Source organism: Aquirufa aurantiipilula (assembly GCF_019923745.1).
GTDB classification, from domain to species: domain Bacteria; phylum Bacteroidota; class Bacteroidia; order Cytophagales; family Spirosomataceae; genus Aquirufa; species Aquirufa aurantiipilula.
Genome location: NZ_JAANOG010000006.1, coordinates 203,974 through 218,871, shown reverse-complemented (window position 1 = coordinate 218,871; position 14,898 = coordinate 203,974). Strand labels below are relative to the sequence as shown.

General features: G+C 39.0%; 12 protein-coding genes. 5 read left to right on the top strand and 7 right to left on the bottom strand.

The window, feature by feature from the left end; translation table 11 throughout:
• Positions 1-99, top strand: a 99-nt coding sequence (locus G9H60_RS08850) for an IS3 family transposase (RefSeq protein WP_223143705.1), incomplete at its 5' end; no start/stop codon positions are given.
• A 69-nt stretch (positions 100-168) separates the two neighbouring features.
• On the opposite strand, the gene G9H60_RS08845 is transcribed toward G9H60_RS08850, so the two are convergent.
• Positions 169-1,161: an amidohydrolase family protein gene (locus tag G9H60_RS08845; RefSeq protein WP_223143694.1), complete on the bottom strand. Its 993-nt coding sequence runs from the start codon at positions 1,159-1,161 to the stop codon at positions 169-171.
• A gap of 4 nt (positions 1,162-1,165) precedes the next feature.
• Entirely contained in the window at positions 1,166-2,296 is a 1,131-nt protein-coding gene (locus tag G9H60_RS08840; RefSeq protein WP_223143693.1) for an esterase, read from the bottom strand.
• Between the two features lie 213 nt (positions 2,297-2,509).
• Here G9H60_RS08840 and G9H60_RS08835 point away from each other — a divergent pair, with 213 nt between their 5' ends.
• Both G9H60_RS08835 and G9H60_RS08830 read left to right on the top strand, forming a co-directional pair.
• Positions 2,510-4,540 carry a glycoside hydrolase family 3 protein gene (locus G9H60_RS08835; protein ID WP_223143692.1) on the top strand — a complete coding sequence of 677 codons (2,031 nt, stop codon included), beginning with the start codon at positions 2,510-2,512 and terminating at the stop codon, positions 4,538-4,540.
• A 94-nt stretch (positions 4,541-4,634) separates the two neighbouring features.
• Positions 4,635-5,273, top strand: coding sequence for a DUF1801 domain-containing protein (locus G9H60_RS08830; protein ID WP_223143691.1), 639 nt, complete (start codon positions 4,635-4,637; stop codon positions 5,271-5,273).
• Between the two features lie 53 nt (positions 5,274-5,326).
• Here the strand turns inward: G9H60_RS08830 and G9H60_RS08825 are convergent, their stop codons facing one another.
• Complete coding sequence (locus G9H60_RS08825; RefSeq protein WP_223143690.1) at positions 5,327-8,443, bottom strand: glycosyl hydrolase; 3,117 nt, start codon at positions 8,441-8,443, stop codon at positions 5,327-5,329.
• 164 nt (positions 8,444-8,607) lie between these two features.
• Complete coding sequence (locus G9H60_RS08820) at positions 8,608-9,534, bottom strand: AraC family transcriptional regulator (protein ID WP_223143689.1); 927 nt, start codon at positions 9,532-9,534, stop codon at positions 8,608-8,610.
• Between the two features lie 198 nt (positions 9,535-9,732).
• On the opposite strand from G9H60_RS08820, the gene G9H60_RS08815 reads away from it, so the two are divergent.
• Entirely contained in the window at positions 9,733-10,395 is a 663-nt protein-coding gene (locus G9H60_RS08815; protein WP_223143688.1) for a hypothetical protein, read from the top strand.
• A 53-nt stretch (positions 10,396-10,448) separates the two neighbouring features.
• Positions 10,449-11,210, top strand: a complete 762-nt coding sequence (locus G9H60_RS08810; RefSeq protein WP_223143687.1) for a hypothetical protein — start codon at positions 10,449-10,451, stop codon at positions 11,208-11,210.
• A gap of 62 nt (positions 11,211-11,272) precedes the next feature.
• Here G9H60_RS08810 and G9H60_RS08805 read toward each other — a convergent pair whose 3' ends face one another.
• The 3 genes from G9H60_RS08805 to G9H60_RS08795 all read right to left on the bottom strand — a co-directional run bounded on the left by G9H60_RS08805 (position 11,273) and on the right by G9H60_RS08795 (position 14,895).
• Positions 11,273-13,507 carry a xanthine dehydrogenase family protein molybdopterin-binding subunit gene (locus tag G9H60_RS08805; RefSeq protein WP_223143686.1) on the bottom strand — a complete coding sequence of 745 codons (2,235 nt, stop codon included), beginning with the start codon at positions 13,505-13,507 and terminating at the stop codon, positions 11,273-11,275.
• Between the two features lies 1 nt (position 13,508).
• The gene (locus G9H60_RS08800; protein WP_223143685.1) at positions 13,509-13,970 is read right to left on the bottom strand and encodes a (2Fe-2S)-binding protein; all 462 of its coding nucleotides are present in this window, start codon (positions 13,968-13,970) and stop codon (positions 13,509-13,511) included.
• A gap of 76 nt (positions 13,971-14,046) precedes the next feature.
• A complete protein-coding gene (locus tag G9H60_RS08795) occupies positions 14,047-14,895 on the bottom strand; it encodes an aldo/keto reductase (protein ID WP_223143684.1) in 849 nt (282 codons plus the stop codon).
• Positions 14,896-14,898 lie beyond the last annotated feature (3 nt).

Here is a 14,898-nt window from a genome sequence, read left to right as displayed (position 1 = left end):
CAGTACATTAACTATTATAACCATGAAAGAATAAAAATGAACTTAAATGCAATGAGCCCGGTACAATACCGAGCTCATTATCTAAAATCAATTGTTTAATTTTGTCCAAACAATTGGGTGCAGTTCACTTGGAAGATGCCCTTTTTTTATACCTAGCTATTTGGTAGGCTATTGATACTTTGTAGGATCTAATCGGAAAAAGCGAACCGCATTGTTGAAAAAGATATCTCTCTTCTGATCAAATGATAAATAATTAGCATTTTCAATAACTCCCAAGGAAGTCTCTAACAATTTAGGCCAAACCATTAAATCTGTGCCGTACATGATTCTTTTTCCAAAACCCGCTTGCACCAATCTTTTCAAATACAGGTGTATTTCTTCCAAAGGGTAGCTCCAAATCATGCCTGCCAAATCCACATAAACATGAGAATTGGCGCCCATCAAGGCAATCATTTCATCAATCATCGGATAACCAGCATGCATTACCCATACCTTTAACTTGGGATGTCTGGCTAATAAATCCTCCAGCAATAAGGGATTCCCCATGGATGCACGGTATTTAGGTGAGGTCAAATTAGCCATACCATTTCCACCTGTCCCCATGTGAATAGCCACAGGCACATTTAATCGCTCTGCAACTTCAAAATACTTATCCACTGATGGATCACTAGGCGATAAACCTTGGTATTGTAAACCTACTTCTCCTACCACTTTATAAAAACCTGTTTTCAAAGAATCTTCAAAAGCTTGCACGCTAATACCACTTGCCGAACTAAAACCAATGGATGGAATTACTCTATCAGGAGCTGCCGCTTTTTTCCAATTTCGAATAACTTGAGGATCTCCTGAAGCCACTATGGTCATGTTCAAGCGTTTCATGGTTTGCATCAACTCATCTTGAAATTCTTGATCAGATTTGGCGGCCTTCAACATGATAGCTCCATCTGCATTCAAAAATTTGGGAGTAGGCTCATTGGGATCTGTTCCTGGCATGTTACTTAAAAACCATGGCGACATATCCGAGGCAAAATTAGCATTGACTTTCATGGCATGCACGTGTACATCTATGATAGGTAAATGCTTGGCAGAGGCAGTTTGTGCTAGGCTATTTTGAGCCATAAAAACGACACAAGCGAGGGCGAATAATACTGTTTTTTTCATGCGATTAATTTTTAAAAAGTAATGGGGCGAATTCAACTAAATTATGACGCCAAGTGATAAATGTATGACCGGCATCGTAAGTATTCGTTTGGTATTTGATACCATATTTATCAAACACAGCATTTACACCTAATCCATTTTTATAGGCTATATCTCTTTCTCCTCCCATGGCAATCCAAAAAAGCTTCAGTCGGTTAATTTCTGGATTTTTCAAACTCTGGACATATTTCTCTTCCAACATTTTCAATTGAGGTGGAAAATATCCGGTACTTAAAGGTAACACATATCCAAACTTCTCAGGAGCAAAAATAGCCATGTTCAATGCTTGCAATCCTCCCATAGAAAGTCCGGCATAAGCCGTATGATTACGATCTGTCATCACATGATATTTTACATTGACCAAAGGCATGATTTCTTCAAACATTTGTTTGTAATATGGGTCTTCTTCAATCCCAGGATTCATGTAAAAACCAGAACTCGGATGTCCCATGGGCATCACCACCACCATGGGTTGGCATTTACCTGCTGCCAGCAGATTATCCATGATAAAATTTGCCCGACCGGCCGTTGACCAAGAAGCATCATTATCTCCCCCTCCATGTTGTAAATACAAAACAGGAAGTTTGGTTTTCATTTGTTCATATCCTGGAGGCGTATACACATGAAAACGTGTGGCCTTGCCCGTAACTTTAGATTGAAACCAGACTTTCTCCAAATTGCCATGTGGGACATCTTGAATGGAAGCATATGCAGATTCCTTCCCTTTAATCTCCATGATATTGGTATAGCCATTTTCACCTTCCTTCAACAAGGTGTTCTTAGGATCTAAGGTTTTCACCCCATCTACGCTAAAATCATAGGTATAATAATCAGGAGCGATAGCCTCCGCTGTGGTATATGACCAAACTCCTAGCTCATTTTTAGTCAAATTTATAGGGCCAAATTCTTTCGAAAAATCACCAGAAACAATCACTTGACTAGCCTTTGGAGCATATATTCGAAATACAATTTGCCCAGAAGCTAAGGCTTCTACAGACTTCAATGTGTCATTAGGTGTAGGTGCTGGCCGGGAAGGTTGAGCCAAAACAAGTAAGCTACTCAATAGCAAACTTATACTTAGTATCCATTTCTTCATACGCTAAAAATGTAAGGTTTGGTATTTTTCCGATATTTTACTTTACAAAAATTCTATATTGTATCGAATTGCTACAATATAGGAATCCTATTTGAATTATTTCTCCCGACTTACCATAATTTGATGAATGGGTAAACCATTATCTAAATATTTTACAAAATAAGCCATTAGAAACCAGTTAATTAATCCTTTTAGACCATATAGCCCTATCATATGTCAAACAAATTCTCCCAAAAACAGGTAATAGCTAGCCTCTTCACTGTTTTGTCTTTTACCAATATTCAAGCACAGCAGAAAACAGCTCAACCTAATTTAGGTAGTCGAAATGTTGAAATCCTTCGCATTCAAAATCAATCTTTCAAAGACCTGAATAAGAACAAAAAGCTGGATCGATATGAGGATTGGCGCTTACCCATTTCAGAGAGAATCAAGGATTTGGTTTCTCAAATGACCCTGGAAGAAAAGGTAGGTTTCATGTTAATTAGCACCACGCGTATGGGTGGTGACAATGTTTTTGGAGGGGCGACAGCAGCAGGTCCGGCTACGCCGATCAACGATGGTTTTAATGAAGAAGATTTAGTTCAAACCACCAATATGTTTACTCGGAAACCATTAGGAGCTCCCAATATGGCAGCAGCGGGAACCACTAAAGGGGTAAATCAACTTCATTTGCGTCACTTTATTTTGAGAGCCAATGCCTCGCCTGAAATCTTAGCCAAATGGTCTAACAACCTGCAAGCCTTGTGTGAGGATACGCGACTAGGAATACCAGCTATTGTGGCTTCCAACCCAAGAAATCATGTGACGACCGATGCATCTGTAGGATTAAGTGTGGGAGTAACCGCATTTTCCAAATGGCCAGGAGAATTAGGATTAGCAGCCATGAGAGATTTTACTTTGACACGTCAATTCGCGGAAATTGCCTCCAAGGAATGGCGCGCAGTAGGGCTGAGAAAAGGCTATATGTACATGGCCGATTTAGCCACTGAGCCTCGTTGGCAACGCGTAGAAGGGACTTTTGGAGAAGATGCTGATTTAACCTCGCGCATGATTCAAGAAATCATTGTGGGTTTTCAAGGAAAAAAATTGGGGGCTAATTCCGTCGCCATGACGACAAAACACTTCCCCGGAGGAGGTCCTCAATTGGACGGACAAGACTCCCATTTTGATTGGGGTAAATTTGCCCATTATCCTGGAGGCATGTTTGATTACCATGTAAAGCCATTTAAAGCGGCTATTGCAGCTGGTACTTCGGCTATCATGCCCTACTATTCTGCCCCTAAAGGCAAAGAATTTGAAGAAGTGGGTTTCTCATTTAATAAAGCGATGATCAACGATTTGCTTCAAAGTAAATTAGGTTTTCATGGCATCATCAATTCAGATACAGGCCCTATTGAAATGATGCCTTGGGGAGTAGAAAAATTGAGTATTGCTGAACGATATCAAAAAGCCTTGAATGCTGGAGTGGATATTTTTTCTGGTGCCGCAGATCCTAGCACCTTGTTGGAAACCGTAAAAAAAGGATTGGTTTCAGAAGATCGAATCAATCAGTCGGTTACCAAATTGTTGAAAGAAAAATTCGAATTAGGCTTATTTGAAAATCCTTATGTTTCGGTAGAAGAAGCTAGTCAAATTATTGGAAATAATACCTCCACAGAATTAGCCAATTTGGCCCTTCGTAAATCCATTGTATTACTTCGCAATGACCAACAAGTTTTACCTATCAAGAAAAAGACCAAAGTGTATTTTGAAACCTATTTTAACACCGGTAGAAATTCAGACATCATCAAAGTGGCTAAGCCTCAATATCCCGAAATAGAATTTGTGTCCAATAAGGATGAAGCTGATGTTATTTTAGTTTGGTTGATTCCAAATGGTGGAGGATTATTCAGTTCCCAAGGCACAAAAATTGATCTAAGATTATCCGCCAACCGAATTGATGTGAATCATGTCAATGAATTAATCAATAGCAAACCGACGATTGTGGCAATCAATTATACCAATCCATGGGTCATTGAAGAAATTGATAAAGGAAAAACCAACTCTATACTAGCTACTTTTGGTACTACCCAAGAGGCCTTAATGGATATCGTGACAGGCAAATTTTACCCTAGCGGTAAAATGCCATTTACCACACCAATTAACATGAAAGCGGTAGAAGAAAATAAATCCGATGTTCCTGGCTACATGGAAGGACCAAACTATGGCTTATTCCCATTTGGGCATGGCTTATCCTATAAATAAGAGATGCGCTATTGTTCTACAATTTTTGAACTTTTAGTTAAAACCAAAATCGGACATGTGATAAATTTCATTTCTTTGTAAAAAAATGTCGTATATGAGTCCTAAAGTAGATGCCTTTATCGTTAAACTAGACAAATGGCAAGCTGAATTAAGCTTGTTAAGAAGTGTGATTTTGGATATGGGCTTAGAAGAAGATTTGAAATGGGGCTCCCCATGTTATTCTTTGGAAAAATCGAATTTAGTGATCCTTCAAGGTTTCAAAGAATACTTTGCCCTCCTGTTTTTTAAGGGTGTTTTACTGAAAGATTCTGCTAAGGTTTTTAGTAAACCGGGCGAAAATACGCAGTCAAGCCGACAAATTCGATTTACCCATTTAGACGATATCATTTCCCAAGAAGCCCTAATTAAAGCCTATGTTAAAGAGGCAATTGAAGTAGAAAAATCAGGGGCTAAAGTGACCTTAAAAAAAATTGAGGAATATGCGGTTCCGGAGGAGTTTCAACGTGCCTTGGAAGAGGATGAAGCCCTAAAAACAGCTTTTGCAAGATTAACTCCAGGTAGACAAAGAATGTATTTGACGCATTTTGCCGAAGCAAAACAAGAGGCTACTCGAATAGCTCGAATAGAAAAAAACAAAAATCGCATACTCATTGGCAAAGGACTAGGAGATTGCATTTGTGGACTTTCTCAAAAAATGCCGACTTGTGATGGTTCGCATAAACATGCGAGGTAAAAAACTTGATATAAAATCCTCCTGAAAATGATGCTTTCAGGAGGATTTTACTTCTAATTGATTTTCAAAACTTGTTTGGTATACGGTTGAAAAATAACGGGTCCAAGCAATCCATAAGCTTGAATCAATCCTCGGTCTGCAACAGCCTTATTCAAGGAAAATAATCGGTTATTTAACGTTGTACTTACACGAACTTCGATCTTATTCACACCTGCTTGTAAACTAGAGCCTAAATCTGCTTTTGCACTAATTTGATCAATAGGAACTTTTTGACCATTCACTTGTAAACTAAAGGCATCTACTACCTGACCCAAGCTGATGGTCGCTCCATGTTTGGAACTATTCCAATTGGCAGGTAAAGTTAGAGAATAGGTATAGGTGCCCACACCAGATACATTTTTCAATTCCTCTACATCAGGCCAAGCTTTTAGTCCTGTTAAATTAACCTGAATGATGGACTTACTCGTTTCTGAACTAGCTATGCCTACAGACCCATATTTGTTTTTAGGCTGCCAATCTTCTACTGATAATTGCCAAGAAGCATTCGTTAAATCCATAGGGTCAAAGGTTTGATCAATGGATAGTTTTGATGATTGGCCATTACTTAATTGGCTTGTATAATTTCCTGCTTTACTCGCCATAATGGCTAGTTCTCCTTGATTCGTTTGAATTACTCCATCAGCATCCGTTTGACTCACATATACCGAACTTGGAGAAATCCCAAATTGACCAGGATTCTTAGAAATACCAACCAACATAGATTCATCCGTTTCCAAATTTACCTGAAACGATACGGATTGACCATCTGAAGTATAAGATGCCACTGGTTTAATTTCCCCCGAACTAGCGTTCAAAATAAACGGTTGACCTTGTCCTTCTAGGCGAACTTTCATCCTCAAATTAGATCCAATTTTGGTGCCAAAATTCGGACCTTTCATACGAACTGTGTTAGGCTCTTCAAAGATGTTTCCTGGCGTACCTGATAATCCCTTATATTTTTCCTCGGTACTATAACCCGTTGGAGGTATTTGGTCATCTCCTTGATTGTATAAAAAGTAATAATCGGAATTGCTGCTTGCATCATGTCGACGCATCGACATCATAGCACTAGCTTTTTCTGTTGCAGCTGCAGGAGATATCCCCAGAGATTTTAAAAGCCCTGGTACTTCCTTTTCACTAGCAATGGAATGCACCGATTTTTGATCTAATAGTTCTTTCAAAGTAGCTTTCAAGGCGGCATCTTCTGATGGCGTATTTCCTGGAGTTCTGCTTGGCAGTGGCCCTACGATGATAATAGGAAGCCCTTTTTTAGCATAATCTAAAAGCTTTTTGGCCATGGCAACTGGTAAGGTATTTTTGGCTGGATTAAAGCTAGAACCTACTTGCAATAAACCATTTAAAATAAATGCCTTATAGGAAGGACCCGCTTCGAATAAGCGCTGATTAGATACAGTCACTTGAGGTAAATTGAGTAAACTTGGATTTAAATAATCCCAGGTGAAGCCTTGTTCTTGAAGACTTAAGTCGTTCCAAAAACGAATATTTCCTGCTCCAGCAACAAAAGGAGCGGGGAAGGAATAGTTTTGCATATATACGGCTACATCAATTTTAGCCACACCCTGTTTTAACACTTGCTCATTTCTAGCCATCCATTGATTTACGTTTTTAGCTTCTGTAAACCAAATGGGATTTCTTGGTCCCCAACTATTGGAAAAATTCCCTTCAGCAAACGTATTATACCCCGGCCAAACCGATTTAGGGTTGAACGTATATGGATATACGTGATATACCCCCTTGGTTTGTCCGCTGGCAAAACATTTGTTCATACGGACAATAATATCCTGAAAAGTCTGTGCATAATTCAAAGACCGAGCAGCCGCCAATTCATTTGAATACCACGTATTCCCACTGATGTGATTGGCAGAAGCCATAGGTCTGTACACATCAATTTGATCACCTGATGATAAGGTTTCATGTTCCGGACGATTCAAAAAATACGTGACATCCAATTGATCGGGAGTATTCACTACAGGTACATCTTCAGGTTGAAGTCGTAATGCCAAATTATAGCTATTCGCCCAAGTGGTAAATGGTTTGATTCGATTTTCAACAAACAAATTCGTTCTTACTCGATTGTAATCTGCCCGAATTTTTACATCCTGCTGATTGCTATACGTATAATAATGATCAATATCCAAACCTCCTCCCCGTGGACCCCACACTCGGTCTATGCCTAAATCAATCAATGCTGGTAAATGCTTAATTAGATCATAGCCCACTTGAGATTGAAAATCCTTCGCCATATTACTACTCCACACATCACTCGGTGCCCCGAAACCATCGATAGAATGCGAGTCCACAAAAATATCGCCACCACCATTTTGTTTCAGCAAATTTTTAACCGAATCATTCCAATACGCTTCATAACCTTGTATCAGTAATTGGGTACCCTCCTTACTAAAAACCTCAGGCTGTGGGTCTACGCTAACAACCCTAAAAGCGATTAAAACCCAAGAATCATTCCCTGCTGGAACATTCCAATGTAATTTTGCAGAAGTGGTCCCAGCAAAAAAACCATCTTTATTCGTGTCACTTAATGTCCCCGTTAAATTGATTCCAGAAGCATGATCAATGGTCAAAAGTTTAGACCCTTTGGCTGGCATTTTAACTACTCTATAAGCTTGAACGGCTAAAATAGTTCCTTTCCCTGGAAGGGCATCATGAAATTCAGAACCACTCGATAAAATTGTATCGGCTACGGCTAAAGTCTTACGGACATAATCATGAGTAGCTGAAAAATTACCCGGAATTGGAGCACCGGTTTTATATTTCAAGCTTACCTTCATTCCAATTTCATTCGCCTTTTTTAATATGGCTTCAACTTGCTTTAAGGTGGGTTCCCCTCCCTGACCAATTTCTACACCTGCAATTCCTGCCGCTTGTAGTTCTACAAGCTGCTTTTCCAATTCAGCAATATCGGCTGTTTCTGGTGGAAAATTCCACCTTACCCAAGGATAATCCGCAAAAGTAGGGTTGGCAAAAGATTGAGCAGTTAAGGGTGTCACAGGATTAAACTGCTTGTAATGATTCACTTGATTTAGATTCTTGACGCATCCCAACAAAAGAAGAGAGAATAGAACTGCAGGAATGAGTAAAGGTTTGGAGATCATATTTTTTGAATTATTTTGATAAAAATATGACAAAAAACAAGAAAGGTGCGGTCATCAATTGAGTATGCGACCAAAAGCTAAAATTCATCGATTTACATTAAATGCCATTTTCAAGCATTTAAGTATCATTTATGACGAAAAAATATAACGCTATTTCTACACATCTAGCGATTCAAATTTCGTCGATATTCCTTCGGACTAATTCCCATTTTATTCTTAAAAAATCGAGTAAAATGTGCCGCATAAGTAAAGCCTAATTGATGCGAAATTTCACTTATATTTTTCTCAAAATCATGCAATAATTCCTTCGCGAGATTAATCATGATTTGATGCATCATTTCAATGGGAGTTTGATGCGTTTCTTTCTTAATTATATCTCCCAAATAATTGGTAGAAACATGTAATTTATCAGCAAAATAACTGACCGTTGGTAGACCATAACCATCTGATTTACTATTCATTATATATTCCCTTACCATAACAGAAAATTTATCCGAAATCAGTTGATGCATGGGTTTTCTATTGACAAATTGTCTTTGATAATATCGACTACAATAATCCAATAATAGCTCAATGTTTGTAACAAGTATTTTCTTATTTAATGCATCCAATTCAGGTTTAATTTCACGACTAATTTTAGTCAGTATTTCCATCACATTATTTCTTTCTTCTTCATCCACATGCAAAGCTTCATTATGTTCATAAGAAAAGAATGAATAATGGTGAATTTGCTTCTGCAAAGACGTCCCTCGAATTAACTCTTCATCAAACACAAGACAAAGCCCTTGTGGCATCGACATGCTTCCTACTTTATCCACTTTATAGACCTGATTGGGGGCAAAAAATAAGAGAGTCCCTGCGTCGTAATCATATTGACTTATGCCATATTTCAAATCTCCACAATGTATGTCTTTTAACATGATGCAGTAAAAACCTAAACGCATCCATTCCCGACATTTTGGGGTAGATTTTGAAAAATCAATGATACTAAGCAAAGGGTTCAAGGTACTATGTTCATTGTAGGCATTAAATGAATCAACGGAATCCAAATTCCTTATGGCAATATCCTTATCCTTGATTTTTTCCTCCATAGGATTAAAAAATGGTAATCATTTCGGTAAAATGTATAAGTCTTTAGCTATTCAAACAGGCTAATTTTACAATTTAAAGCAAATATAACGGAAATGAAAAATACAGGCGTTTATCTGATATGTCTATTCCTAACTCATTCAATAAGCTCTTTTTCGCAAGAAAGCCAACAGGCTAATCCGACCCAAATACAGGGATCAATGAGCATTACTAACAATGGTATTTCCATAGTTCCTTCCTTTTCTTTGGAAAAACCGGCGACAGTATTTAATATGTCTATTGCTAAAGGAAGGTTCAGTTTTGATCCAGAATTAGCTTTTTCTTTGGAAGCCAAACCTTGGTATTCTCTTTTTTGGTTTCGCTACAACCTGAGCCCCAAACAATCAAAGTTCAACATGAATGTTGGGACACATTTGGGACTCAATTTTGTAAACATCCCCTTTCCAAATGCTAAAGATTCCATCCAAATTCAAAAAACAGATCGTTATTTAGTTTTAGAAATATTTCCTCGTTACAAATTTTCCAAACACCTAACCATGGGTGTTTATTATTTAAGGTCTCACGGTTTAGATCCTGCAACTTTAAATGCCTTAAATTTTGTCACTTTATACACGGAAATTTCTCAAATTCAATTGAGTAAAAAAGCAACATTGGGCATAAGTCCTCAATTGTATTACCTCAATATCGATGGTAATCATGGTTATTATTTAACCTCGGAAATAAGTCTAAGCCTACAAAATTTTCCCGTCATCATTAAATCCACCATAAATAAAACCTTTGAAACTAAGGTTGAAGGATCCAAGCCTTTTTTATGGAATATTAAGCTCGTATATCCCTTGAAAGGAGGTAAAATCAAGCCATAATTTCATTTTATTAAAAAAAAGCGGAACTTTGTATCTCTCTTTAATTAATCCCAATGAAATTTAAAACCACGCTCTTGCTAGTTTTCCTAGCAGGTGTTAACCATTTATTCGCTCAAACTGATTCAACCAAAACGCCTTCTTTTTTTGCAGGACAAATAACCGCCACCAACAATGGTGTATCGTTAATTCCCTCCTTTTCCTTGGGTAAACCCGCCATTTTATTTGATCTTTCCTTGGGCAAAGGTCGCTTGAGCTTTGACCCCATGTTACGATTTGCTATGGATGGAAAACCTTGGGCATTCGTGCTTTGGTGGAGATATAAAGCAATTCAACAAAAGAACTTCAAAATGAGTGTAGGTGCTCACCCTGCATTTGTCTTCCGCTCAGAAGAAGCCAATGTCAATGGAGTAAATACTAGTTATTTAAAAGCACAACGTTTCTTTGCTTGGGAAGCCACACCTATCTTATCTGTTCACAAAAACATTGCCTTTGGATTTAGTTATTTAGGCTCGACTGGGTTGACGAAAGATGTAACTCAAAGTACCACTTTTCTATCATTTAAAACGATTTTCTCCAACCTCAACTGGTATAAAGATTGGCAAGCCACGATTACTCCCCAGTTCTTTTATTTGAAAATGGATGATCTCGATGGCACTTATGTTAGTGGGTCTTTAGTTATTTCGAAGAAAAAAAGCCCATTTACTTTAACGACCATGTTTAGCAAAAAACTACGCTCTGCTTTAGCAGGTGACGATCTACTTTGGAGTGTTGGTTTGAACTACAACTTTAATCACTTGTTTAAAAGAATCAATTAAAGCAACAGATAAAAAAAATCAGCACACCTACTGATGTGCTGATTGCAATTTTTGTTCTTTAATTATGACAACTGATTGCCAAAGGGCTGCTTATATAAACGCTTACCTGTTGCTTGGTAAATAGCGTTTGCCATGGCACCAAAAATCGGAGGAAATGGTGGCTCTCCTAATCCTGTTGGGTCCGTTTCGTTGGCCACAAAATGTACATCTATTTTCTTTGGTGCTTCATTATGACGAATCATACGATAGGTATCAAAATTCTTTTGATCAGTACGTCCATCGGTAAAGGTTAAGTTGCCAAATAAAGCATTTCCAATTCCATCAATGGCCGCACCTTCTGCCATGTTTTTAGCCCCTTCTGGGTTTACGACTACTCCACAATCCACTGCAGAAGTTACTCGATCTACAATCACTTGTCCATCTTTCACATGCAAATCAATGACCTGAGCCGCATAGGAATTATGGCAGAAATAAGCAGATACCCCGCGTTTTTTACCCGCATTTTCTGGCTTACCCCATCCCGATTTATCCCGTACTAATTCCAATACTCCCATATAACGGGATGCATCGTAATCATTGTTTTTACCTACTGGATTGGCTTTAGCTCTTTGTAATAATTCCAAACGGAATGCAATTGGGTCTTTACCCATGTATTCAGAAATCTCATCCAAAAACGACTGCTCCGCAGCCGCATTGAAGTTAGAGCGCGGCGCACGAAATGCCCCCACCGTAATATTCGAAGGAATAGACCAACTCTCAGCCAAGTAATTATCTAAAGCTCCAGCAGGAAAACGATTCGCATGCAATGGTGATTCAGGTATGCCTCCACCTTTAATGTGCATCGCTGTTAAACGCTTATTTTCATCAAATGCAGCACGGTAAGTCAATTGATACGTTGGGCGATAAATACCACCACTTACATCATCTTCCCGACTATATACCAGTTTGATAGGGGCATTAGCCTGCTTGGAAATCAAGGCGGCCTCCACCATATAGTGCCCATACGCTCTACGACCAAATCCTCCACCCATTCGAGCTAGATTGATTTCTACATTTTCCTTAGGTATGCCCAAACGTGTTGCAATGGTATTGGCAATGAAATCGGGGCCTTGAATAGGGGCTACAAACCGTACTTTGTTTCCCTGAAAATGCGCAAAAGTATTCGTTGGCTCCATGATATTATGTGCCAAAAAGGGTGCGGTATAGGTGCGCTCAATGACGTGCTTAGCAACTTCAAACGCTTTCTCTGGCTCACCATCTTTTCGTTGAATTTGACCTGGCTTTTTATCCATGGCCAGCATATCAGCATAATGTTTGGTGGTACTCTCCAATCCTCCAGGAACAATCGTTTCACGGTTGTTCATAATCTCTTTGGTATCTGGGGCATTTTCCCAAAGCACATTCAATTTTTTACGCGCATTCATGACATCCCAAGTAGTCTTACCCACCACAGCAATGACCTCATTGAATGAACGAGTATCAAACATGGCCAATTTTTGGGTCGGCTCATATACTTGAATAGTGAATACATCCACTATACCAGGCATTTTCTTGGCTACCGTAGCATCAAAGGATTTCAAACGCATACCAAAAGCAGGTGGACGTTCGGTCATAGCGATGAGCATTCCCGCCTCTTTATAGTCCATGCCAAACAAAGGTTGTCCATGAACAATTTTAGGACCTTCCACATTTTTCTGTGGAGTACCCAAAAGTCTAAATCCTTTATTCGCTTTTAACACGATGTCCTTAGGCACAGGTAATTTAGATGCCGCAGTAGCGAAAGACCCATAAGTTCCTGATTTACCACTTGCCGCATGTTTTACTTGGCCTTTGGATGTTGTCAATTCAGAAACAGGCACATTCCAAGCCTGACTTGCCGCCGTCAAAATCATTTGTCGAGCTGATGCCCCTGCTGTACGAAGTAACTTCCAAGCTGAGCGGATCGACTGGCTTCCTCCCGTAAACTGACGGTTGAAAAGCGCTGGATTATAACTGGCTTGTTCTACGACAATACTTTTGAAATCAACGTCCAATTCCTCCGCAATCAACATGGGCATGGAAGTCATAACATTTTGTCCAAACTCTGGGTTAGGAGAAAAAATCTTGATGACATTTTCAGGCGTGATTTTGATATAACTCGTCAACTCTTGCCAAATGGGTTCAACATTCAATGCCGCCAAATTTTCTTCTGGTTTAGCACTAGCCAACCAAGAGATTCCTAACATAAATCCACCCCCTGAAAGCGAAGAAACTTTCAAGAACGAGCGTCTGCTATATGTGTTATCTGTCTTTTTCATATTATTTCTTGGCTGCTGCTTGTTGAATGGCTTTTTTAATACGCGTATAAGTTCCACAGCGGCAAATATTCCCTGACATAAAATTGTCGATATCTTCCTCGCTAGGATTAGGATTGCTTTTTAATAAAGCAGCCGCACTCATGATTTGTCCAGATTGGCAATATCCGCACTGCGCTACATCCACATCCAACCATGCCTTTTGAACTGGATGATCTCCTTTTTCAGCCAAGCCTTCAATGGTCGTGATATTTTGATTAGCTAAAGCAGAAATTGGTAACTGGCAAGACCGAACTGCGATCCCATTTAAATGAACGGTACAAGCACCGCAGGAACCCACGCCACAACCATACTTGGTTCCTTTCAAATCTAATACATCACGAAGAACCCATAAAAGTGGCATATTTTCATCTGCCTCTACAGTGTGGGGTTTCTTGTTAATTCGCAAAGTGAATTTCTTTATCATGGTTTGATATTTATAAAAAGGTGTACAAATGTATTCAATTGGAAAGAGTAAAAATTACACAAATCAAACATTTTCATTAATCTATCTTTCTCGTTCCTAGCCATTTAACCATGGCCGGATCACGGTGGTCAAAAAAGCTACTTACGTTCGTATCTAAAGACTGAATCAAATCCATCTCAGCTTCCTTTAAGCTAAAATCAAAAACGTGGAAATTCTCTTCCATGCGATTTCGGTTAACGGTTTTTGGAATAACGACTACTCCTCGCTGAATCAGCCAGCGCAAAATAATCTGGGCAATGGATTTCCCATGAGCTTGAGCAATGGATGCCAACAAAGGATTTTCAAACATCCCATTTTTACCTTCAGCAAAAGGTCCCCAAGATTCTATTTGAATCTGATGCTCTTGGAGAAATTGTTGGTTCGAAATTTGCTGCTGAAAAGGATGAGTTTCAACCTGATTGATGGCCGGAATCACTTCTGTATGATTCAGTAAATCTACAATACGGTCAGGCTGAAAATTGCTAACACCAATGGCACGAATTCGACCTTCCTGGTACAACTTTTCCATGGCACGCCATTCTCCGAAAACATCCCCATAAGGCTGATGTATAAGGTATAAATCGAGGTAATCAAGCTGCAGTTTTTGCATGGATTTTTCAAAGGCTGCCAAAGTGCCCTCATATCCATTACCTTGAATCCAAAGTTTGGTGGTGATAAAAAGGTCTTGACGGGCCACTCCAGAAGATTTAATGGCCAAACCCACCGCTGCTTCATTTCCATAAGATGCAGCAGTATCAATGGAACGATAACCCAAATCCAAGGCTTCGCTAACACTTTTTTCACAAGCGAGTGCATCGGCGATTTGAAATACACCAAAACCCAAAATGGGTATTTTTACTCCATTATTTAATTCTACATACTGCATAAA

Coding starts and splice junctions, on each gene's coding strand:
- G9H60_RS08825 (WP_223143690.1), bottom strand. CDS start 8,443: ATGATCTCCAAACCTTTACTCATTCCTGCAGTTCTATTCTCTCTTCTT.
- G9H60_RS08800 (WP_223143685.1), bottom strand. CDS start 13,970: ATGATAAAGAAATTCACTTTGCGAATTAACAAGAAACCCCACACTGTA.
- G9H60_RS08815 (WP_223143688.1), top strand. CDS start 9,733: ATGAGCATTACTAACAATGGTATTTCCATAGTTCCTTCCTTTTCTTTG.
- G9H60_RS08820 (WP_223143689.1), bottom strand. CDS start 9,534: ATGGAGGAAAAAATCAAGGATAAGGATATTGCCATAAGGAATTTGGAT.
- G9H60_RS08835 (WP_223143692.1), top strand. CDS start 2,510: ATGTCAAACAAATTCTCCCAAAAACAGGTAATAGCTAGCCTCTTCACT.
- G9H60_RS08830 (WP_223143691.1), top strand. CDS start 4,635: ATGAGTCCTAAAGTAGATGCCTTTATCGTTAAACTAGACAAATGGCAA.
- G9H60_RS08805 (WP_223143686.1), bottom strand. CDS start 13,507: ATGAAAAAGACAGATAACACATATAGCAGACGCTCGTTCTTGAAAGTT.
- G9H60_RS08810 (WP_223143687.1), top strand. CDS start 10,449: ATGAAATTTAAAACCACGCTCTTGCTAGTTTTCCTAGCAGGTGTTAAC.
- G9H60_RS08845 (WP_223143694.1), bottom strand. CDS start 1,161: ATGAAAAAAACAGTATTATTCGCCCTCGCTTGTGTCGTTTTTATGGCT.
- G9H60_RS08795 (WP_223143684.1), bottom strand. CDS start 14,895: ATGCAGTATGTAGAATTAAATAATGGAGTAAAAATACCCATTTTGGGT.
- G9H60_RS08840 (WP_223143693.1), bottom strand. CDS start 2,296: ATGAAGAAATGGATACTAAGTATAAGTTTGCTATTGAGTAGCTTACTT.